At 41.5% G+C, this 22,016-nt stretch carries 23 protein-coding genes and 1 pseudogene; 18 read left to right on the top strand and 6 right to left on the bottom strand.

The genetic code is table 11. From position 1 onward, the window contains the following. Nucleotides 1-192: pseudogene (locus CRJ00_RS18935) on the top strand (IS110 family transposase); the annotation flags it as partial. 426 nt (nucleotides 193-618) lie between these two features. Here CRJ00_RS18935 and CRJ00_RS01380 read toward each other — a convergent pair. From CRJ00_RS01380 to CRJ00_RS01355, 5 genes are all read right to left on the bottom strand, one after another. Next, nucleotides 619-999, bottom strand: coding sequence for a hypothetical protein (locus CRJ00_RS01380; RefSeq protein WP_099365144.1), 381 nt, complete (start codon nucleotides 997-999; stop codon nucleotides 619-621). 79 nt (nucleotides 1,000-1,078) lie between these two features. Then, a complete protein-coding gene (lpxK, locus tag CRJ00_RS01375) occupies nucleotides 1,079-2,104 on the bottom strand; it encodes a tetraacyldisaccharide 4'-kinase (RefSeq protein WP_099365143.1) in 1,026 nt (341 codons plus the stop codon). A 2-nt stretch (nucleotides 2,105-2,106) separates the two neighbouring features. Further along, nucleotides 2,107-2,568, bottom strand: a complete 462-nt coding sequence (locus CRJ00_RS01370) for a gliding motility lipoprotein GldH (RefSeq protein ID WP_099365142.1) — start codon at nucleotides 2,566-2,568, stop codon at nucleotides 2,107-2,109. An 11-nt stretch (nucleotides 2,569-2,579) separates the two neighbouring features. After that, nucleotides 2,580-4,004: a PSP1 domain-containing protein gene (locus CRJ00_RS01365; protein ID WP_180268394.1), complete on the bottom strand. Its 1,425-nt coding sequence runs from the start codon at nucleotides 4,002-4,004 to the stop codon at nucleotides 2,580-2,582. 10 nt (nucleotides 4,005-4,014) lie between these two features. Beyond that, nucleotides 4,015-5,157 carry a DNA polymerase III subunit gene (locus CRJ00_RS01355; RefSeq protein ID WP_099365139.1) on the bottom strand — a complete coding sequence of 381 codons (1,143 nt, stop codon included), beginning with the start codon at nucleotides 5,155-5,157 and terminating at the stop codon, nucleotides 4,015-4,017. Nucleotides 5,158-5,286: 129 nt separating this feature from the next. Here CRJ00_RS01355 and dnaN point away from each other — a divergent pair, with 129 nt between their 5' ends. The 15 genes from dnaN to CRJ00_RS01280 all read left to right on the top strand — a co-directional run bounded on the left by dnaN (nucleotide 5,287) and on the right by CRJ00_RS01280 (nucleotide 18,635). Further along, nucleotides 5,287-6,408, top strand: a complete 1,122-nt coding sequence (gene dnaN / locus CRJ00_RS01350; protein WP_099365138.1) for a DNA polymerase III subunit beta — start codon at nucleotides 5,287-5,289, stop codon at nucleotides 6,406-6,408. Between the two features lie 13 nt (nucleotides 6,409-6,421). Beyond that, nucleotides 6,422-7,078: a DedA family protein gene (locus CRJ00_RS01345; protein ID WP_099365137.1), complete on the top strand. Its 657-nt coding sequence runs from the start codon at nucleotides 6,422-6,424 to the stop codon at nucleotides 7,076-7,078. Nucleotides 7,079-7,149: 71 nt separating this feature from the next. After that, nucleotides 7,150-7,794: a DedA family protein gene (locus tag CRJ00_RS01340; protein WP_099365136.1), complete on the top strand. Its 645-nt coding sequence runs from the start codon at nucleotides 7,150-7,152 to the stop codon at nucleotides 7,792-7,794. 58 nt (nucleotides 7,795-7,852) lie between these two features. Continuing rightward, nucleotides 7,853-8,425, top strand: a complete 573-nt coding sequence (locus CRJ00_RS01335; RefSeq protein WP_257213653.1) for a CAP domain-containing protein — start codon at nucleotides 7,853-7,855, stop codon at nucleotides 8,423-8,425. Between the two features lie 40 nt (nucleotides 8,426-8,465). Further along, nucleotides 8,466-9,338, top strand: a complete 873-nt coding sequence (locus CRJ00_RS01330; RefSeq protein WP_099365134.1) for a YicC/YloC family endoribonuclease — start codon at nucleotides 8,466-8,468, stop codon at nucleotides 9,336-9,338. 1 nt (nucleotide 9,339) lies between these two features. Beyond that, entirely contained in the window at nucleotides 9,340-9,909 is a 570-nt protein-coding gene (gmk, locus tag CRJ00_RS01325; protein ID WP_099365133.1) for a guanylate kinase, read from the top strand. A gap of 2 nt (nucleotides 9,910-9,911) precedes the next feature. Continuing rightward, nucleotides 9,912-10,490, top strand: a complete 579-nt coding sequence (nadD, locus tag CRJ00_RS01320) for a nicotinate (nicotinamide) nucleotide adenylyltransferase (protein ID WP_099365132.1) — start codon at nucleotides 9,912-9,914, stop codon at nucleotides 10,488-10,490. Between the two features lie 71 nt (nucleotides 10,491-10,561). Further along, on the top strand, nucleotides 10,562-11,341 hold the full coding sequence (gene surE / locus CRJ00_RS01315) for a 5'/3'-nucleotidase SurE (RefSeq protein ID WP_099365131.1): 780 nt from the start codon (nucleotides 10,562-10,564) through the stop codon (nucleotides 11,339-11,341). Then, nucleotides 11,342-11,611, top strand: coding sequence for a hypothetical protein (locus tag CRJ00_RS01310; protein WP_099365130.1), 270 nt, complete (start codon nucleotides 11,342-11,344; stop codon nucleotides 11,609-11,611). Nucleotides 11,612-11,621: 10 nt separating this feature from the next. Continuing rightward, nucleotides 11,622-12,491, top strand: coding sequence for a 1,4-dihydroxy-6-naphthoate synthase (locus tag CRJ00_RS01305; protein ID WP_099365154.1), 870 nt, complete (start codon nucleotides 11,622-11,624; stop codon nucleotides 12,489-12,491). A 129-nt stretch (nucleotides 12,492-12,620) separates the two neighbouring features. Continuing rightward, on the top strand, nucleotides 12,621-15,917 hold the full coding sequence (gene secA / locus CRJ00_RS01300; protein ID WP_099365129.1) for a preprotein translocase subunit SecA: 3,297 nt from the start codon (nucleotides 12,621-12,623) through the stop codon (nucleotides 15,915-15,917). A 4-nt stretch (nucleotides 15,918-15,921) separates the two neighbouring features. Beyond that, nucleotides 15,922-16,377, top strand: coding sequence for an SPOR domain-containing protein (locus CRJ00_RS01295; RefSeq protein WP_099365128.1), 456 nt, complete (start codon nucleotides 15,922-15,924; stop codon nucleotides 16,375-16,377). A gap of 12 nt (nucleotides 16,378-16,389) precedes the next feature. After that, nucleotides 16,390-17,580 (top strand): M20 metallopeptidase family protein, encoded by a 1,191-nt coding sequence (locus tag CRJ00_RS01290; protein ID WP_099365127.1) that lies wholly within the window; start codon nucleotides 16,390-16,392, stop codon nucleotides 17,578-17,580. A 3-nt stretch (nucleotides 17,581-17,583) separates the two neighbouring features. Beyond that, nucleotides 17,584-18,150 (top strand): hypothetical protein, encoded by a 567-nt coding sequence (locus CRJ00_RS01285; protein ID WP_099365126.1) that lies wholly within the window; start codon nucleotides 17,584-17,586, stop codon nucleotides 18,148-18,150. After that, a complete protein-coding gene (locus CRJ00_RS01280) occupies nucleotides 18,147-18,635 on the top strand; it encodes a GNAT family N-acetyltransferase (RefSeq protein WP_099365125.1) in 489 nt (162 codons plus the stop codon). The genes CRJ00_RS01285 and CRJ00_RS01280 overlap by 4 nt, the downstream gene beginning before the upstream one ends. Before the next feature lie 4 nt (nucleotides 18,636-18,639). Here CRJ00_RS01280 and CRJ00_RS01275 read toward each other — a convergent pair whose 3' ends face one another. Then, the gene (locus tag CRJ00_RS01275; protein WP_099365124.1) at nucleotides 18,640-19,947 is read right to left on the bottom strand and encodes a M20/M25/M40 family metallo-hydrolase; all 1,308 of its coding nucleotides are present in this window, start codon (nucleotides 19,945-19,947) and stop codon (nucleotides 18,640-18,642) included. A 124-nt stretch (nucleotides 19,948-20,071) separates the two neighbouring features. On the opposite strand from CRJ00_RS01275, the gene CRJ00_RS01270 reads away from it, so the two are divergent. Further along, nucleotides 20,072-20,386 carry a rhodanese-like domain-containing protein gene (locus CRJ00_RS01270; protein WP_099365123.1) on the top strand — a complete coding sequence of 105 codons (315 nt, stop codon included), beginning with the start codon at nucleotides 20,072-20,074 and terminating at the stop codon, nucleotides 20,384-20,386. A gap of 199 nt (nucleotides 20,387-20,585) precedes the next feature. Continuing rightward, nucleotides 20,586-22,010: a Glu/Leu/Phe/Val family dehydrogenase gene (locus CRJ00_RS01265; RefSeq protein ID WP_099365122.1), complete on the top strand. Its 1,425-nt coding sequence runs from the start codon at nucleotides 20,586-20,588 to the stop codon at nucleotides 22,008-22,010. The last annotated feature ends 6 nt before the right edge of the window (nucleotides 22,011-22,016 follow it).

Below are 22,016 nucleotides of genomic sequence, written 5' to 3'. Positions count from 1 at the left end.
ATAAGGCATGATGAACATTATTCTAATACATTTACAAGGCTTGTTTCAAGAAATGGCATCAAAATGAAAGCAGCAGTAGCTGTGCAAAGGAAACTTCTAGAGCTGATGTTTATAATTTATAAAAACGAACAGCGGTATGATCCACAATACCATCTCCAAAAGTATCAGAACGAAAAAGTAGATACAAATTAGGGCGGCCAAAAACGGCTACCCTAAACAGGCTGGCAATAGACCGCCTAAAACCCGAAATTACAAAAAAAAGATAAAATTGACTTGTATATTAACACAGAATCTAAAAAAACTGTGGATATTACAATTAATCTAAACGTTAATTATCCATTTTCTTCTGGAGCTTTCCAACCTAGCCATTCAATATATGTTTGTTTTAGGGTCAGAATCGTACTTTAAGTAGGGATAAAGCATGGTTAAAGTAGAGCGTTAATATGCAAAGCATACATTTTAGTTACTTTTAGGTTACTTTCGGTATGGTATTACACCGAAGCAACCATAAAACGAAGAAGTCAACCATAAAACATAGTATCTCTATAGCAGCCCATTTAACCACAAAAAAGCCTTCCGTATTTCGGAAGGCTTTTGCTGTTTATTTTATAGGTAGTTTTAGTTCTGTACTCTACGTTGTCTTTGTTCTGGACGGTTTTTAGCCATTTCCTCATATTTAGTACGTTGTTCAGGAGTCAAAATGGCCTTGATTTTCTTTTGTTGATCCTCACGCATTGCCTTCAACTTTTCCATTTTTACTTCTCTGCTTTCCTTTTCATCTTTGAATAGCTCTTGCTGCTTTTTAGCACCTGCCAAAAACCATTTGTTTAAGGAATCTTTTTGAACAGTGGTAAGCTTTAATTCCTTATCCAAGCGTTCAGTTTGTCTTTTGGCCATATCTTCCGGATTACGCATTCCTTCGCGTTGTGGACGATCCTGCGCTTGACTGAATGTTACTGCAGCACAGATTAATGCAGCTGATAATATTAACTTTTTCATATGATATCAATTTTATTGTGATATAAATTTGATAAAATATTTCCGTAAGTATCTACTATTTAGCCGTTTTTAACCTCTGTTAAGGTTCATTAACAGTCTTTTCCAATAATTGAAGGAATTCGCCTTCTTTATCGATCTGAAAAGTGATGGGAAGGTAATAAATAGGTAGGAAGGGAAGCTTCAACAGATCAAGCCGCTGAGTATCCTTTTCCGTGGTCAGGATGATCTTATTGGTGGAATCTAGGCCTTTGTATTGCCGGATGATTTCCTTGTAGTCCTGGTCCTTAAAATCATGGTGATCCTTAAAGGCCATATGGACACGTTCCTTAGGTGAATTGGAAAGTTCTTCCAATAAAGGTTTTGGATTCGCAATTCCGGTAATAAGGAGAATATCCATATCCTGCAAGGAAATGGGTTTGTCTAAGGGATTGGAAAGCCCTATAGGTTCCAGGTATTGCAATTTGGAATAATAGATGGGCGCATAACTATGCCTCCTCACCTTATTTTCAATCCGCAATTTCTGCTCTTGGGAAACATGCTCTGGACATTTGCTGATCAGGATAACATCCGCTCGTTTTGTTTGGTTGAAGGTGTCCCTAAAATTTCCGGTAGGCAATAAGATGATCGGTTTAAGGATGGAATGAAAGTCGAACAATAGGATATTGCATTTCGCGGTTATCTTTCGATGCTGGTAGGCATCATCCAGAATAATCAGGTCATGGTTCCTTTGCAACTTTTCGATGCCTTCGGCCCTATTTTCATCCACGGCTACCGTAATATCCGGGTAATTCTTTTTGAACTGCAGGGGCTCATCCCCTACCATAGCCACATGATCATCCGCACCAACCAGACGAAAGCCTTTTGTTTTTCGGCCATATCCCCGGCTAAGGGTAGCCATTTTGTATTTATCGCTAAAGTAGTGGATAAGGTATTGGGTGAGTGGACTTTTTCCAGCACCTCCAATCGCTAAATTGCCGACAACGATGGTCTTAACTGGAAATTCCTTGGTTTTGAAAATACCAAGGTCATATAATTTGTTTCGGAGCCAAATTATGAGGGTATATAGGATGGTAACCGGAAATAATAACCACCTTAACAATTGCATAATTATCTTTTTATGAGCTTGATCCCCACATCGTTGACACCTCGAAGGGGGTTCTCAGCCATGTTCTGTTCAAAAGAAAAGCTATATTTTCCGGTATCCGGAAAGGAAAGACCTTCTTTTAACAGTTTGGTCTGTTCATATAGATTACCGGCGGATTTACCTATCCAGCGGCCATCTGGCTCCGCCAAACTGAATTCGTACCGGGTGGATTTGTTCGGCATCCCCGGTCCTTCCTCATGTAAAAATACATAAATATTGGAAAAGGGATAGGACACCGCATGCCGCAAATTGATGTAAACATCGTATTGGGCGTCCTTATCCGTTATCTGCACGGTATAGGAGGGTTTAAAATTGTAATCCCAACTGACGTTGGGAATTACTGTATTTTTTTCATAGAAAGGAACATTTTCCTGGCAGGAAGCAAGGAAAATCATCGTAAAAAAGAGCATGAATACTGCTTTCATCTTTAATGGAATTAACCTTCCTTATTCCCGTCCTGGTTTTTATTATTGTTCGGTTTTCTGTTCCGATTGTTCGGTCTTCTACGTGGCTTATTAGCATTCTCCGCAGAAGGATTCCCTTCCTTCGTATTCGAATCTTTAGGACCTTCTTTCGGATTTACCTCCTTAGGACCATCATTTCTCCTACGCTGATTTTGTTGCGCTCGCTGATCCGGTCGCTGGCGCTGTGCATTATCCTGCTGACCCTGACCCTGTCTTTGACCGGCCTGCGCATTTTCACCAGTAGGTTTCTTTTTAGGTTTCTTTTTCTTCTTCCTACGGTTTTTATCATCCAAACGCGTAAGACTATCCTGGCCGACCACATTTTCGTAATCAGGCGCAGCTGCCTTAGGCTCTTCCACCTTTTCGGTATTGATCAATTCCGGTGCTTTCTTACCTTGAGCATTGATTTCGGCGATTTCCTTCACCCGATCAACAGGAAGTGGAATCCAACTTTCCGCATGCGGATAAGAGAACCACATGGTTTTCTTGAAGATATCGGTTTTTTGTAGGTAGGCCACACCAGCTACCGTTTCAATACGGTCTACATTGTTCGGGATATCCTTCAGGGCATCCATATAGCTATCCAACTCATAGTTCAAACAACATTTCAGTTTACCACATTGTCCGGCAAGCTTCAGGGTGTTCAACGATAGGTTTTGGTACCTTGCTGCCGCTGTAGAAACGGTCTTGAAATCCGTTAGCCAGGTCGAACAACAAAGCTCGCGCCCACAAGAACCAATACCACCAAGGCGGCTGGCTTCCTGGCGCATACCAATCTGTCGCATCTCGATACGGATCCGAAAAGCTTCGGCCATTCTTTTGATAAGTTCGCGGAAATCGACACGACCTTCTGCGGTATAGTAGAAGGTTGCCTTTGTCTTATCACCTTGGTAATCCACATCTGAAATCTTCATGGACAAACCCAGTTCCAGCGCTAAATTTCGCGCACGGTGCATGGTTTCCCATTCCAGATCTTTCGCCAGGTTATACTTAGCAATATCGTTCTCATTTACCTTTCGGTAAACTTTCTTCACGACATCTTCTGGTTTTACGTTGTTTTTCTTCAATTGAAGCCTTACCAACTCGCCGGTTGAGGCCACATGGCCAATGTCGTATCCCCCGGTATTGGGTTCTACGGCGACCATTTCGCCCATTTCTAAGTAGAGATTATCTGAATTCACATAAAACTCCTTTCTAGAGCCTTTAAAGCGAACTTCAACAATATCAAACGGTTTATAGTTGGAAGGAAGGTCCATATCGACCAACCAATCGTATATATCTAATTTATTACATCCGCTGGTCATACACGTACCGTTGTTATTACAACCTGCAGGTACTGTACCTAATTTACTGCTGCTTCCGCAACCACCACCGGATGAGCAACTGCCACATCCCATATTTTGTATTTTATATATATTGAGTCCCCTGGGGGAACGTATTGTATTTAAATAATAAAACTAACTGCAAAGATAAATCTAAAAATAATATTTTAGGATTTGCATTTCTTTCCACAGAATAATGTGTTTTTTCCAGCATTTCGATAGCTGCTTCCAGTTTTTCCAGGCTGCTGATCTCGCTGAACTTCTGTACAAATTCCAATTCGGCATTCTTTAAAAAGACCAGATTGGGCATTCCTTGGTTTAAAAGAACGATCTGCCTTAGGACATTGATGCTGTACACTAAGAACAATTTTTGGTTCTCACGACCCAATTTACTGATCTCTTCATCACAGATCTGGATGATGTTCAATCCCGAATCCGTTACGATAAACCTGAACCAGCGGATTAACAGATCGAAATTGGTATTGTCCTCCTCGTGCAATTGTTCGAAAGCGGACTGCATGTTCCCATCGGCAATAAAAGCGATCTCGTTCGCTCGAGATGGGTCAATCCTTTTTTCGTTGATCAGGTATTCCGCGATATCCTCTTGGGGCAATTTGTTCACTTTGACCAATTGCGTCCTGGAGATAATGGTATTCAAAATCTTATCTTGGTTTTCTGCCACCAACAAGAACAAGGTCTTTTCTGGTGGTTCCTCGATAAGTTTTAAGAGCGCATTTCCCTGGGTATCCAAGTATTCGGGCAGCCACATGACCAAGACCTTATATTCGGCCTCAAAAGACTTAAGGCTTAATTTTTTGATGATAGAATGGGCTTCAGCAATATTGATGTTCGCCTGTTTGTTCTCGGCTTCCAATTGGTTCCTCCAGTAGCTAAGCCCCATATAAGGGTTCGCCAGAAAAGCTGCACGCCAATCTTCCATATAGGTGCTAGAGGTTTCTTCGGATTTTTTAGCAAAGAATGGATAAGAAAAGTGAAGATCCGGATGGATCAGTTTTTCATATTTCAAGCAGGAGGCACATGTACCACAGCTATCAGATGCGGATCTGTTTTCGCAATTGATATATTGGGCATAGGCCACGGCAAGAGGGAGCGCACCGGAACCTTCGGGGCCTAAAAATAACTGCGCATGACTCACTCGATTCTCTTGAACCGTCGCGATCAATTGTTGCTTTAGTGCATCATGTCCTATTATTTTCTCCAACTGCATACCTGATTGCACAAATGTACAAATTTAAACCCGTTGCTTTTTAAGAATGTCCCTCTTATATCGAATTAGGATTGTAATTATTTAGATTCTTTTACGTATTATTGCATATAAAAATCTATTAAAACAGAAATGAGATTTATTGTATCCACCTCTATATTACTCAAACAATTACAAGCTATTAGTGGGGCTTCCAGTTCAAGCACCGTATTACCGATTCTGGAGAATTTCCTATTTGAAATAAAAGACAATATCCTGACGATTTCGGCTACGGATCTACAAACCAGTATGGTTACGAATCTTCAGATCGAGGCGAAAGAAGAAGGTCGCGTGGCGATGCCTTCCAAAATCTTGATCGAGACTTTAAAAACCCTACCAGATCAGCCGGTCGCTTTTTCGGTGGATACTAATACCTTGGCGATTGAGATCTCTGCTGGAGATGGTAAATATAAATTGAGTGGAGAAAATGCGGATGATTTTCCAAAAATTCCTGTGGTAGACAATATTTCTACGGTAAATATTCCAGCGGGAACTTTATTGGAGGCCATCAATAAAACCATTTTTGCGGTAAGTAATGATGAATTGCGTCCTGCGATGTCGGGTGTTCTGGTTCAATTGGCTGAACAATCGACTACCTTCGTGGCAACGGATGCGCATAAATTGGTGAGATACCGTCGTACAGATGTTACGGCAGAAAAAGCGACTTCCATTATCCTTCCAAAGAAAGCCCTTTCGCTATTGAAATCATCTTTACCTGCTGATGATGTGAATGTTTCTATTGAATATAACAATACGAATGCTTTCTTTCAGTTCGGAAATATTAACCTGATCTGTCGTTTGATCGATGAGCGTTATCCGGATTACGAAGCGGTAATTCCTCGTTTGAACCCTAATAAATTGACCGTAGATCGTTCTTTGTTCCTGAATACCCTTCGTCGTGTGGTGATTTTTGCGAACAAAACCACGCATCAGGTTCGTTTGAAGATCAATGGCAGTGAATTGCATATCTCTGCAGAGGATCTGGACTTTTCGAATGAAGCCCACGAGCGTTTAAGCTGCCAATTTGAGGGCGAAGACATGGAGATCGGATTCAATGCGAAATTCTTGGTGGAGATGTTGAACAATCTTTCCTGCGAAGAAGTTGTTTTGGAAATGAGCACGCCAAACCGTGCAGGGCTATTGGTGCCAGCGGTTAAGGAAGAGCATGAGGATATTTTGATGTTGGTGATGCCAGTGATGTTGAACAATATTTAATTAGCAGAAGACCTTGGATTTTATATACGCGATTATTGACTTTATTCTCCACATTGATGACCATTTGGTGGAGATTGTCAACAACTATCAGACCTGGACCTACCTGATCCTATTTTTAATCATCTTTGCGGAAACGGGATTGGTGGTTACTCCATTCCTTCCTGGGGATTCCTTGTTGTTCGCAACAGGTGCCATCATTGCGAAACCGGAAACGGATCTGAATGTATTTGTGATGTGGATCTTGTTGATGGTGGCGGGGATTATCGGAGATATGGTCAATTACCATATTGGAAAATACATTGGTCCAAAAGCCTTCAGCGGAAAGTATAAATTCCTGAAAAAGGAATATTTGGAGAAAACAGAGAAATTCTATGAGAAATATGGTGGCAAGACGATCATTTATGCGCGTTTTGTGCCCATCATCCGAACTTTTGCGCCATTTGTGGCTGGAGTAGGATCGATGTCTTATGCGAAATTTGCCTCTTATAATGTTATCGGAGCGATCCTATGGGTTACCTCCTTTTTATTCATCGGTTATTTCTTTGGTGGATTGCCTATTATTAAAGACAATTTTACCATCGTGATATTTGCTATTATATTCTTATCCATGCTGCCTCCGATCATAGAGGTGGTTAAGGAAAAATATGGAAAAAAGAAGGAAGCTCAATAAGCTTCCTTTTTTGTTTTAATGGCTAGGTAATTGGTGCAATTGTTGTGTAGGTAATACTACTTTTTACTATTATGGAATTCATATCTGCCCTCATTGATTTTATTCTTCATATCGATAAACACCTGATCGAGATCACACAAGAATATCAGGCTTGGACTTATCTTATTTTATTCCTGATTATATTTGCAGAAACGGGTCTGGTGGTGACACCATTTTTACCGGGAGATTCCGTTCTATTTGCAATGGGCGCTTTGATCGCAAAACCGGAGACCAACCTGAGTTTAGGGATCATGATACTGCTGTTGATTTTCGCAGCCATTCTAGGGGATTTTGTGAATTATGAAATAGGGAAGCATTTTGGAAACCGGGTGTTCAAGCCGGGCTCTAAAATATTTAAACCCGCCTATTTAGAGAAAACGCAGCAATTTTATGAGAAGTATGGTCTGAAAACCATTATCTATGCCCGTTTTGTTCCGATCGTGCGCACATTCGCTCCGTTTGTGGCAGGGATAGTCAGGATGCCTTATCGCAAATTTGGGCTATACAATATTGTGGGCGGCGTATTATGGGTTTCCCTATTTCTAATTGCGGGGTATTTTTTCGGACAGATTCCACTGGTGAAGAATAATTTTTCCATTGTTGTCTTGTTGATCATCTTTATTTCCCTCTTACCGGCTATTATCGAGATCTTCCGGAATAAGAAAACAGCCGTTTAATCGGGGTTTGAATTAAACGCTTCAAAGCGAAAACAGTCTTTATAGAAAATACATGCCTATGCGATTCATTTTACTTGCACTCCTATTGTGGGTGAACCCTATTTTTGCCCAGAAATCCATTAAGACCGACCGTCGGGAAGCGAAGAAGGCTTTTGAATACCTGAATGATTTCCGAAGTAATCCGGACCGGTATGCAAGGGATTTGGGAATATCCAGATTAAAGAATGTGACTCGGACGAGGTTGGTCTGGAACGATCGATTGGCAAAAGTGGCAGAGGCTAGGGCATACGATATGGCCAAGCGGAATTATTTTGATCATGTGGATCCGGATGGTTATGGCCCGAACTATCATATTCATCAAGGAGGCTACAGCCTGAATCCCGATTGGTTGAAGAAGCGACGTGATAATAGTTTTGAGTCTATTGGGGCCAATCATGAAACGGCCGTGGATGTGATCAAATCTTTTATTATCGGTAGAGGGTCTCCTGGTTTCATGCATAGAAAACATGTGTTGGGCATGACGGATTGGTATGGATCTTTGAAGGATATCGGGATAGGTTTTGTCCGCGTTCCGAAAGGGTCTACCTATAAAACCTATATGGTGGTCCTGATCGCCAAACATGATTGGTAATTAAGAAAAAACTTTAGGCTAAGATTTTATACCTTTGCATATGATAAAATCGATGACAGGTTATGGTATGGGAACCGCTGAGAATGGTTCTGTAAAATATACCGTAGAAATAAAATCGCTAAATTCTAAGTTTTTAGAGCTTAATCTGCGTTTACCGAAAGCGGTTTCCGACAAGGAGCTATTCCTTCGTGGGGAATGCAGCAAATTGATCGAACGCGGAAAAGTGAACATCAGTGTTTCTACTGAATATGTAGACCAAACCGCCAAGGCAGCTAGCATCAATGCCGATCTACTCAAAGAATATTACCAACAATTACAGCAGATCGCTTTTCAATTGGGCGATAGCAAAGCGAACATGTTTGAGCTTGCCTTGAATATGCCGGAGGTGATAAGCAACAACGATGAGGTGGATGAGGAAGAGGGAAAAATGCTGGTTGCAGCTTTCCATGCTGCCGTAAAACAATTCAATAATTTCCGTGAAGACGAAGGTGTTGTACTTAAAGCAGACTTGGCGCATCGTGTGGAATTGATTTTATCTCACCTGACCGAAGTTGAATCCGTTGAAGGAAGCCGGATCCCATTGATTCGCGAACGCATCAACCAATATATGGAAGAAGCAGTTGGGAAGGAAAATGTGGATATGAACCGTTTCGAGCAGGAATTGGTTTTCTACATCGAAAAACTGGATATTACGGAAGAAAAAGTAAGGCTGCGCAGCCATTGCAACTATTTTATCCAAGCCTTGAATTCCAATGATTCCAATGGTAAAAAATTAGGGTTTATTTCGCAGGAAATGGGCCGTGAGATCAATACCTTGGGTTCAAAAGCGAATAATGCGCAGATCCAGCAGATCGTGGTGAAGATGAAGGATGAGCTGGAAAAAATCAAAGAACAATTATTAAACGTTTTATAGCATGAGCGGGAAGCTATTGATATTCTCTGCCCCTTCTGGCGCAGGAAAAACCACTATCGTTAAAAGATTATTGGAAAAACATGGCGATAAGATCTCATTTTCCATTTCGGCAAGTACGAGAGCACCTCGTGGGCAGGAAGAAAATGGGGTGGATTATTACTTCATCTCTACTGATGATTTCTTGCATAAGGTAGCGAAGCATGAGTTCATTGAATTTGAGGAAGTTTATTCGGGCACATTTTACGGCACTCTACGTTCTGAAGTTGAGCGAATTTGGGATGCTGGGAAACATGTTATTTTTGATATCGATGTAGTGGGTGGTTTGCGTTTGAAGTCTAAATTCCCGGATCAGGCATTGTCGATATTTGTGAATCCACCTTCCTTGGAGGTCTTGAAAGAGCGTTTGAAGGGTAGAGGGACAGATTCAGAGGAAAAGCTTCAGGAACGTTTTGCGAAAGCGGAATTGGAGTTGTCCTATGCGGATAAATTTGATGTGATCTTGCAGAACAATGATCTGGAGACTGCTTGTGCGGAGGCCGAGCGATTGGTGTTGGATTTCATTAATTCATAAGTATGGCAAATAAGGTTGGATTGTTTTTTGGTTCATTCAACCCCATTCATATTGGGCATCTGATCATTGCCAACTATATGGCGAATTATACTTCTTTGGATGAGGTTTGGTTTGTGGTCTCGCCACAGAATCCTTTCAAGGAGAAAAAGAGCTTAGGGAATATCTATGATCGTTTGGAAATGGTAAATCTGGCCATTGAAGGCGCGGATAATCTGAAAGCGAGTGATATTGAGTTCCATTTGCCTCAACCTTCCTATACGATTGATACCTTGGTTCATTTAGCGGAGAAATTTCCGACGAAGGAGTTTGTGTTGATCATGGGTGAGGATAACCTACAGGGATTCCATAAATGGAAGAATGCGGAAGTGATCTTGAGGGATTATAAAATTATTGTTTATCCAAGGCCGGGTTATGATGGTGGTGCATTGAAGAGCCATGCATCTGTCACAATGACCGAAACGCCTGTCATGGAACTGTCATCTACTTTTTTGAGGCAGGCGATTAAGGAGAAAAAATCGATTAAGTTTTATACGCCGGATGCAGTGATAGATTTTATTGATAAGAAGGGGTTGTATTCTTAAAAATATTAGTAATTTAATATAAGGTTGATTTCGGAAGGAATCAACCTTTTGTTTTTTTCTTAACTTCGCATATGACAAAAAAGAAACCTACCATCTTGGTAGTTAACGATGATGGCATCACGGCTCCTGGCATCAAGGTGCTATTGGAAGTGATGCAGGAATTGGGAGAAGTGGTGGTTGTGGCGCCTGATAGCCCACAATCGGGAATGGGACATGCTATTACCATTGGCAAGCCGCTTCGATTGGATAAAATCGACCTATATCCTGGAGTAGAAATGTATAAATGCTCCGGTACACCTGTAGACTGTGTTAAACTTGCTGTTAACAAGATATTCAAGGGTAAAAAACCTGACCTATGTGTATCGGGAATCAACCATGGACTAAATTATTCCATCAATGTACTTTATTCCGGAACGATGTCTGCTGCGGTAGAGGGGGCAATAGAAGGGATTCCATCGGTTGGCTATTCATTAGATGATTTCGCCTACAATGCCGATTTTTCCCATACAAGACCTTACGTAAAAGCAATAGCGATGCAGGTTTTGGAACATGGACTCCCTAAAAACAGTCTACTGAACGTGAATTTCCCTAATGTGAAAAAGGAAATTAAGGGCATAAAAGTATGTCGGCAAGCAAATGCCAAGTGGTTTGAGGAGTTTGATGAGCGCCTAGACCCCTACCAAAGGGAATATTTTTGGATGACGGGTAAGTTTGATCTACAGGATCGTGGCGAAGATACCGATGCTTATGCCATCAACAATAGTTTTGTTTCGATCGTTCCTACGCAATTTGATATGACGGCACACCATGTGATTCCGGAGTTGAATTCATGGAGTTTTGATATTAAATAGATGAAGAATAATTTATTGATCGGCTTTGTGCTGGGCTTAATTTTTCCGGTCTTGGCCTTTTTCCTGACCAAGCATACGGATGTTCAGATGCAGCTTTTCCCCGATAAGCCAACAGGATTGTATGTTATTGCGGGAGCCATCAACCTGATGAGCTGTTATGTTTGCTATAAAAAAGGATTGGATAAAGTTGGAAACGGTTTTGTGTTGGCTACCTTTCTAGGCATGTTGCTGATGGTCTTCAGCAAAACCTTGTTCATTCCAACGGAATAAGATGAAGAATATGGAATTAACATTAGGGTTTTCACCCTGTCCGAATGATACGTTTATATTTGATGCATTGATCCACAATAAGATAGCTTGTGATGATCTGTCGTTTCACGTGGAATATCATGATGTGGAGACCTTGAATGAAAAGGCTTTCCGTGGAGAGTTGGATATTACCAAATTGAGCTACCATGCATTTGCTTATGCCACAGAAGATTATGAACTTTTGGACGCAGGAAGTGCTTTAGGCTTTGGTGTTGGGCCTTTGTTGATCAGCAAGGATCCTGCTTTGGCCGAAGAGCTGCGTGCTTATGCTGGCAAACCTCTTCCAGAACACTTGCGTGGGCTGAAAGTGGGCATTCCTGGAAAATTTACCACCGCCAATTTCTTATTAGGATTGGCCTATCCGGAGCTGACCAACAAACAGGAAATGGTTTTTTCGGATATTGAAAAATCGGTATTGGATGGTTCCATCGATATTGGCCTGATCATCCACGAAAATAGGTTCACTTATATGGATCGTGGGCTGTACAAAATCCAAGATCTTGGCGATTATTGGGAGAAAACAACCGGCTCCCCGATTCCATTGGGCGGTATTGTGATCAAAAGATCATTGCCTGAGGAGGTAAAGCTCCAGGTGAATCGGCTAATAAGGGAAAGTGTGTCTTTTGCATTTGCCAACCCCAAATCAGGGATTGACTATATCCGTTCTCATGCGCAGGAAATGGATGAAGCCGTGATGTATAAGCACATCGAACTGTATGTGAACAAATATTCAGAGGATCTTGGAGAAGAGGGTAAAAAAGCTGTAATTGAATTGTTTGAACAGGCTAGGGCCAACAATTTAATTCCTTCGAGCACTAAAAGTATATTTTTAGTAAAATAATTGATAAAAAAGGTTTTGGGTTTTGTTAGTTATCAACCTTAATAACTAAATTTGCCCGATTAGTGTCAAAATGTCTGCATCTTTTGTTTGGAGTCATTATTGTACAAGCGATTACAGAAATAAAAAATTATGTTAAAGTTTTTAAGCAAATTATTCGGTAGTAAGTCTGAGCGAGATATCAAGGCTATCATGCCTTTAGTAAATAAAATCAAGGAAGAGTATGAGAAATTGGCTGGCTTATCACATGATGAGCTTCGTGCGAAAACTCAAGATTTTAAAAATAGAATCAGCGCTTACTTGCAAGACATAGATAATGAAATCGCAGATTTAAAAAAGAATGCAGACTCGACAGAGGATATGGAAGAAAAAACTTCCATATACGATAAGATCGATAAATTAACAAAAGACCGTGATAAAAAGCTTGAGGAAGTATTGTTAGAGATATTGCCTGAAGCTTTTGCTGTTGTTAAGGATACGGCTCGCCGTTTTACCGAAAACAAGGCAATCGAAGTTACGGCTTCTGATTTTGATAGAGAAATTGCTGCCCGCAAACCGAACGTGACCATCAATGGCGATAAAGCTGTTTGGCAGAACTCTTGGTTAGCGGCAGGAACCGAGGTAACCTGGAACATGATCCACTACGATGTACAGTTGATCGGTGGTATTGTGTTGCACCAAGGAAAGATCGCGGAGATGTCTACGGGTGAGGGTAAAACCTTGGTAGGAACACTACCAACCTATTTGAATGCATTGGCTGGTCAAGGTATCCACATCGTAACTGTGAATGATTACTTGGCACGTCGTGACTCGGAGTGGAACGGACCAATCTTTGAATTCCACGGAATGAGTGTGGATTGTATCGACAAGCACCAACCGAACTCCCCACAACGTCGTCAAGCCTACCTGAGCGACATCGTTTATGGTACGAACAACGAATTTGGTTTCGATTATCTACGTGATAACATGACCAACACGAAAGAGGCCATGGTTCAACGTAAATTGCACTTTGCGATGATCGATGAGGTGGATTCGGTATTGATCGATGATGCGCGTACGCCTTTGATCATTTCTGGTCCTATCCCAATGGGTGACCAACATGAATTCCATCAGTTGAAACCAAGAATCGAACGTTTGGTAAATGCACAGAAAGCATACATCAACACGGTATTGAACGAAGCGAAGAAAGCAATCGCTGCTGGAGATACGGATGTGGAGAAAGGTGGTTTAGCTTTATTACGTGCTTACCGTGGTTTGCCTAAGAACAAAGCGTTGATCAAATTCCTATCGGAAAGTAACCACCGTCAGGTATTGCAGAAGGTAGAGAACTACTATATGCAAGAGCAGAACCGCCAGATGCCTAAAGCTGATGCGGAATTGTTCTTTGTAATCGATGAGAAAAACAACCAAGTAGAACTTACGGAGAAAGGTATTGAACTGATCACGGCCACAGGTGAGGATCCAAGCTTCTTCATTCTACCGGATGTAGGTTCGGAGATTGCAGAAATCGAGAAAATGGATGTTGCTTTGGAAGAGAAAGCAGCCAAAAAAGAAGAGTTGATGCGTGATTATTCCATCAAATCGGAGCGTATCCATTCGATTAACCAACTTTTAAAAGCGTATACCCTATTCGAACGCGATGACCAATACATCGTGGATGAAGGTAAGGTAAAGATCGTTGATGAGCAGACCGGTCGTATCATGGATGGCCGTCGTTATTCTGACGGATTGCACCAAGCGATCGAGGCTAAGGAAAACGTGAAAGTAGAAGATGCTACGCAGACCTATGCAACGATTACCCTTCAGAACTACTTCCGTATGTACCACAAATTATCAGGTATGACGGGTACCGCTTCTACAGAAGCTGGTGAGTTATGGGAAATCTACAAGCTAGATGTTGTTGAAATTCCAACAAATAAACCAATTCAACGTGATGACCGTCAAGATTTCATCTACCGTACAGCACGTGAAAAATATAATGCCGTAGCGCAAGAGATCCAAAAATTGACAGAAGAGCATAGACCAGTATTGGTGGGTACTACTTCGGTTGAGATTTCGGAATTATTAAGCCGTATGTTGAAATTACGTGGTATCAAGCACAATGTCTTGAACGCGAAATTGCACCAGAAAGAGGCTGATATCGTTGCGGAAGCGGGACGTCCGGGACAAGTAACGATTGCTACCAATATGGCGGGTCGTGGTACGGATATTAAGCTTATTGAAGAAGTTATCAATGTAGGTGGTTTAGCGATCATCGGTACAGAGCGCCATGAGTCTCGTCGTGTTGACCGTCAGTTAAGAGGTCGTGCGGGACGTCAAGGAGATCCGGGTTCTTCCCAATTCTTTGTTTCCTTGGAAGATCCATTGATGCGTTTATTTGCATCGGAGCGTATTTCGAACCTGATGGTTAAAATGGGTGTTGAAGAAGGCGAAGTGATGCAGCACAGCATGTTGACCAAATCTATCGAACGTGCGCAACGTAAGGTAGAGGAGAACAACTTCGGTATTCGTAAGCGTCTATTGGAATATGATGACGTGATGAACTCCCAACGTTCTGTAATCTATACCAAACGGAAGAATGCTTTATTTGGAGAGCGTTTAGACGTGGATTTGAACAATACCATCTATGATGTTGTTGAAGATGTGGTATTACAGGCGAAAGAAGATAATTCTTACGATGAGTTCCAAATTGAGGTGATCCGTATTTTTGCGGTTAACCCAGAAATCTCCCAAGAAGAATTCAGCAGCAGTACAGCGAACAGCTTGGTAGAGAAACTATTTGATCAGGTAATCAATTTCTATCACCGTAAATCGGAGCAAGTGGCTATACAGACTTTGCCTGTGTTGACCAATGTGCTTGCTGAGCGTGGTGGAATGATCGAAAATATTATAATTCCATTTACAGATGGTATTCGTGGCATCCAAGTTGCTATAAATTTGGTTAAAGCTGTAGAAACTGAGGGTAAGGAAGTTTTCAAATCATTTGAAAAGGGAATTGTGTTGGCATTGATCGATGAGGCTTGGAAAGAGCACTTACGTGAGATGGATGATTTAAAACAATCTGTTCAGAATGCGGTTTATGAACAAAAGGATCCGATCATTATTTATAAGATGGAAGCCTATAACTTGTTCAAAACCATGTTAGCAGGTATGAACAAAGATATCGTTAGCTTCTTGTTCAAAGGAGAGATCCCTGGACAGGAGCAACAACCGCAGAACATTCAGGCAGCACGCCCAGAGCAAAAGGTAAAAGTAGTGGAATCTAAAGCGGAAATCAGCTCTCCGACAGGTGTGAGTGAAGAGGATCTGAATACTCAGGAGCCTCAGGTAACTCAGCCGATCCGTAAAGAGCAAGCGATTGGAAGAAACGACGAATGTCCTTGTGGTTCTGGTCAGAAATATAAGAACTGTCACGGAAAACAAGCATAAAAAAATGATTAATAAAGGATTTATTGTAGGTTGCATCATCTTATTGTCTACACAGATTACGAAGGCACAGGATGGAAAAGTAGAGGTAGTAAAGGACACATTGATTAGCCTATTACAAGACTTCAGAGCATTTCATGCAATAAATCCAACTGCTTCTAAAGCACCAGTAAGTTTGGAACCTAAAATCTTGGACAAATCGAAGGCACGCCGGGTGAAAGTGCGAGGTTTTAGGGTACAGATTTATTCTGGTGGTAATAGGAATGAAGCAACCAATGTTCAGAATAGCTTTATTCGCCAAAACCCTGATATGAACGCTTATCTTGATTACGTGGAACCGAATTACAGGGTAAAAGTTGGTGATTTTACCAGCCGTTCTGAAGCTACAGCATACATGAGACGTCTTCGTGGTACATACAGCAATGTATTTGTATTTGTAGAGGATGTCTGGACGTGGCAATAGTGGAGGAAAATCATGTCATCAATCAAATCCAGGATTCAAGAGCTAGCGCAATCCTATTTTCAAGATACGGTCAATAACCGTAGGTTTCTACACCAAAATCCAGAACTTTCTTTTGAGGAATACCAAACATCTGCCTTTGTAAAAAGGGTTTTGGATGATTTGCAGATCCCTTATGAATCCATGGCAAACACGGGAGTGGTGGCCTTGATAAAAGGTGATTTACCGTCTGACAAGGTATTGGCCTTGCGTGCGGACATGGACGCTCTACCGATCACCGAGGTAGAAGGACGCAGCTATGGTTCACAGAACATTGGCGTAATGCATGCCTGTGGGCATGATGTGCACACTTCTTCCCTATTGGGTGTTGCGAAGATTTTATCAAGTTTAAGAGGTGACTTTGGAGGAACGGTCAAACTGATTTTCCAACCTGGAGAAGAACGTTTGCCGGGAGGAGCTTCCCTGATGATCAAAGAAGGGGTATTGCAGAACCCAAGCCCTCAAGGTATTGTTGGTCAGCATGTGATGCCTTTCATCGAGGCAGGTAAAGTTGGCTTTCGATCCGGTAAATATATGGCCTCCTGCGATGAGTTGTTCATGACGGTTCGCGGAAAAGGTGGTCATGGCGCTCAACCCCATCAAAATATCGATCCAATTGCGATAACCGCACAAATCATCACGGCTATGCAGCAGATTGTTAGCCGCAATGCCGATCCACGTACGCCTTCGGTTTTATCCTGGGGTAAGATCGTGGGTAATGGCGCTACGAACGTTATTCCAGATGAGGTTTACTTGGAAGGAACGTTTCGTACGTTTGATGAGGCTTGGCGTGCAGATGCGCATGAGAAGATGCTGAAGATGGCGGTAGGTATTGCGGAAAGTATGGGCGCAAGTTGTGATTTTGAGGTACGTAAGGGCTATCCTTTCTTGATCAATGAACCGGTTATTACGGAAAAGGCACGTTCTTATGCCGTTGAATATTTAGGAGCAGATAACGTGTTGGAACTGGATCTATGGCCTGCAGCGGAGGATTTTGCCTATTATTCTCAGGAAACCAATGCCTGCTTCTATCGATTGGGTACTGGAAATGTAGAAAAAGGAATCAATTCAGCGGTGCATACCCCGACATTTGATATCGATGAAGAAGCATTGAAAACCAGTATTGGTTTAATGTCTTATATTGCTGTTTCCTATTTAGCGGATTAGGCCATGTCTTCCCACCACATCGTTCGAGAAAACCAAGAGCCTGCTTTATTTATTGGAGATCCACATCTTTTGGCGGATGAATATGTCAATCAATTGTTGGAGTGGAGCCCAACCATTATTACTTTATCTTTCCATTACGAAACGCTTAAATCCAGAGGGATCAAGATCGATGTGCTTTTGAATTCGGAGGAGTTGATTCGGGAGGAATTGGAGGAAAATCTAGTGGTTATTCCTTATTGGGAGGATTATTTGGCGGTGCTTTTCCAATATTTGAAAGAGCGGAAGAATTATGCCGTGAACCTGATTATGGATCAGATAGGTTGCAAGGACCTTCTGCCCTATCTGCCTGATTTCACAGTCAATGTTTTTAATGGATCGTATAAGTTGATCTTCATCAAACAGTATGATAAATGGTTGCCGGAAGGCTATCAATTATGGATCCCTGATTCGGAGTCTCTTCGTATTTCGAACGTGCGATGGATTACTGAAAGCCTATTCGAGGTTGAATCGGATGGTTTTGTAAAGATTGCCCCTTTGTCGGATTACATCATGTTAGGAGAAGAATTATGATTAAGATTATTCCAGCGACCGTAAATGATGCCCGGATCATCCACGAATTGGCCCATGCCATCTGGTATCCGACCTATAAGGATGTGATCAGCCTAGATCAGATTGATTTTATGTTGGAGAAATCCTATACGGAGGAAGCACTTATTGCGGCGATGGAAGCTGATGTTTCCTTTTATATCTTATTAGAAAGAGGCTTTCCGGTGGGTTTCATGTCCTTGGAACCGCAAAAGGAATGTTTACGAATCGGGAAACTTTATCTTTTGCCCAATACGCAGGGAAAGGGATATGGTAAGGTGTTTATTGATTTTGCCGCCGAACAGGCTCTGAAAGCTGGAATTACTGCGCTCGAACTGAATGTCAATAGAAATAATCCGGCTTATGGCTTCTACCTAAAACAGGATTTTGAGGTAGTAGAGTCTGTGGATATCCCCTACTACCAATATGTTCTGAACGATTATGTGATGCGCAAGCCGCTTCAACACTAATGTATTAATCTCTTAATTTTTCTACACGAGAAGGTGTCTGTTCGCCTTTGATGATCCCTCCCAATCCTGCTGCAATAGCTTCAATACTCGATTTGATATTCTGGATATCCAAGGTTTCTACTTCATCATCCACGGTATGGTAATAGATGTCCTTATCGATCTGGGATGTAGAGAAAGTATGCGCAGGTACGCCCAATGCGGCCAGAACTGCATTATCGCTGCGATAGAATAGGTTCTGTGTTTTGTAAGGATCCGGATGGAACGTAAAAGCGGAACCCTTAAGGTTTTCCTGCATCAGTTTGCCTAAGTTGGAGGCATCATATCCGGTGATGTAAAGGCTGTTCGGCCCAAACTTCGAATCCTTTCCGATCATTTCGATATTGATCATCGCAACGACCTGCTCCGGATTGATGTTATTGGAGAAATATTTTGAACCAAACATACCGATCTCCTCTCCTGTAAAGGCCACAAAAATCAATGTTCTTTCGTTGTTGTCCAGCTTTTTGTAATATCTCGCCAACTCGATCATAGCTGTTGTGCCGGAAGCATCATCATCTGCCCCATTAGCAATAGAATCCTGGTTAACTGCTGGCAGGATGCCAATATGATCGTAATGTGCAGAAATCACTACATATTCATCTGGTTTTGATTTTCCTGGGATAATACCGGCCACATTGAACATGGGATGTTCGGATTCATTAGTTTTTTGAGATATTTTACGGTTTGCTGGAAGTTCATCCGCAATGATAAAGATCTTTCCTTTTGTGGTTTTCGGAGCCTGTTCCTTGAAATAGATGTTTTCTCTGCCCATCATCCGTTTGAATCTGGCCAAGAAAGCAGCATGCGCCTTATCGACCAAGACAATAGCTTGGTTGGTATCCTTTTGTACAATCTCCCGGAATCTTTTGGAGAAATCCTCCTCAGCTGATATTCTCAGTTGTTTGACATCCACATTATCTTGATGGATTTGTGAAGGATAATTTCCAATGATCAGGAATTCCTCTGGTTTAAGAGCTTTCCCATCAAATTCAACCGACTCTTCCCCTTGTTTTTTTCGAAGGACCTTAAAAGATTGTCTGTAATTCGCTTCTGCATAAGGTTTAAGGCCAATACTTTTGAATTCCGAAGCAATAAAATCGGCTGCTTTCTCGATATCCGGAACGGAAAGGGATGATCTTCCTCGCATATCGTCGGAGGCCAGGGTATTCAATATTCTGGTAATATTTTCTTTGCTGCTGATTTCAGTGGTTTGGGCAAAGGATAGCTGGCAGGCCAATCCTACTCCTAACAAGGAAAGTAATAACTGTTTCATGTTTATGGTAATAAAGTGAACAATAATGTCATAATTTAAATTGTAGGTTTGAATTTAAAAATTTGGACAGACATTTGCTGTAAATGTAGCTGTAAAATTAATTATATTTGATAAAAAGCAGATCATGAAAGAAATAAGTGTTCAAGAATTAAAGGATATGATGGATCACAACGTTGAATTCCAATTAATCGACGTACGTGAGCCATTTGAATATGAAGTATCGAACTTAAACGGTGTAAATATCCCATTATCGGGCGTGGTGATTGAAAAGGACAAGATTTCTAAGGATATTCCTGTTGTTATTCAATGCCGTTCTGGAAAGCGTAGTGCACAGGCAGTTATGCTTCTGGAGCAAGAAGGTTATACCAACCTTTCCAATCTTTCAGGCGGAATTTTGGCTTGGAAGGAAGCCTTTGACCCAGAAATGGATGTTTATTAAGAAATAATATTCAAAGGAAATGCCCAAGTATACTTGGGCATTTTTGTTTTTATAGATTTTCATTGAAGTTCTGTTAAAATAATTTAGGCTTTATTAAAAAAAGATTAAAAATGATGTTTTCTGAGGCTTTGTTGTTATAAAAATTTTAAAAGAACTAACTTTATAATATTATACCAAAATGTAAACAAATACATTATTTATGTCTAAAGAAGCCAATATAACACAGAGTTTCTTCCAAGGAGTAGCACGTAATTTTGACAAGGCTGCAAAATTCACCAAATTCTCTCCAGGAATCCTAGATCAGATCAAAGCATGTAATTCAATTTTAAGGGTAAAGTTTCCGGTGAAGATCGGAGATGGCATCGAAGTGATTGAAGCCTATCGTGTACAGCATTCCCATCACAAGCTGCCGTGTAAAGGTGGTATCCGTTTCAGTATGGAAGTAGATCAGGATGAAGTAATGGCTTTAGCCTCCTTAATGACCTACAAATGTGCCATTGTGAATGTGCCTTTTGGAGGTGCCAAGGGAGGTATTAAGATTGATGCCAAGAAGTATAGCGAATATGAGCTAGAAAAGATCACACGTCGTTATACGACAGAATTAGTGAAAAAGAATTTCATTGGTCCGGGTACAGATGTTCCTGCTCCGGATTACGGTACTGGTGCGCGTGAAATGAGCTGGATCGTGGATACTTACACTACTTTAAATCCAAATGAAATCAATGCTCAGGCCTGTGTGACGGGCAAACCTATTTCCCAAGGTGGTGTTCGTGGTCGTACGGAAGCAACGGGTTTAGGGGTTTTCTTCGGTGTTCGCGAAGCATGTAAGGTGCAGGAGGACATGGATGCCTTAGGTTTGACGGTAGGTGTGGAAGACAAAAGGGTAATCGTTCAAGGGTTAGGCAATGTGGGCTATTATGCGGCCAAGTTTTTCCAGGAAGCGGGTTCTAAGCTTGTCGGTTTGATCGAATATGAAGGAGCAATCTATTCAGAAGATGGATTGGATTTGGAGGCTGTTGTGGCGCATCGTAAGCAGACAGGGTCTATTTTAAACTTCCCAGGAGCAACCAATATTGAGGAGTCGGCTAAAGGATTGGAATATCCATGTGATATCTTGATCCCTGCGGCTTTGGAGTCTGTTATTCATAAAGGAAATGCGGATAAGATCCAAGCGAAGATCGTTGGTGAGGCGGCAAATGGTCCATTGACACCTGATGCGGACGAAATCTTCTTGAAAAAAGGAATCATGGTAATTCCAGATATCTATCTGAATGCTGGTGGTGTAACGGTTTCCTATTTTGAGTGGTTGAAAAACCTGAGCCATGTGCGTTACGGACGTTTGGAGAAACGCTTCAGCGAAAATATGTATGCTGAGATCCTGAACATCATTGAATCCATGACGAACCAAAAGGTATCTAAATTGGAAAGAAAGATTATTCTAAGAGGCCCTGATGAGGTTGACTTGGTGTATTCAGGATTGGAAGACACCATGATCGGATCGTACCAGGAGATCCATCAGATCTTGAAAAACACAGAAGGAGTGGATGATCTACGGACTGCTGCCTTTATCTGTGCGATCAATAAAGTGGGCGAATCCTATAAAGAATTAGGCATCTTCCCGTAGGTAAGC

Source organism: Sphingobacterium sp. 1.A.4 (genome assembly GCF_002734245.1).
Classification (GTDB): Bacteria; Bacteroidota; Bacteroidia; order Sphingobacteriales; family Sphingobacteriaceae; genus Sphingobacterium; species Sphingobacterium tenebrionis.
This window is presented reverse-complemented; position numbering and strand designations above follow the sequence as displayed.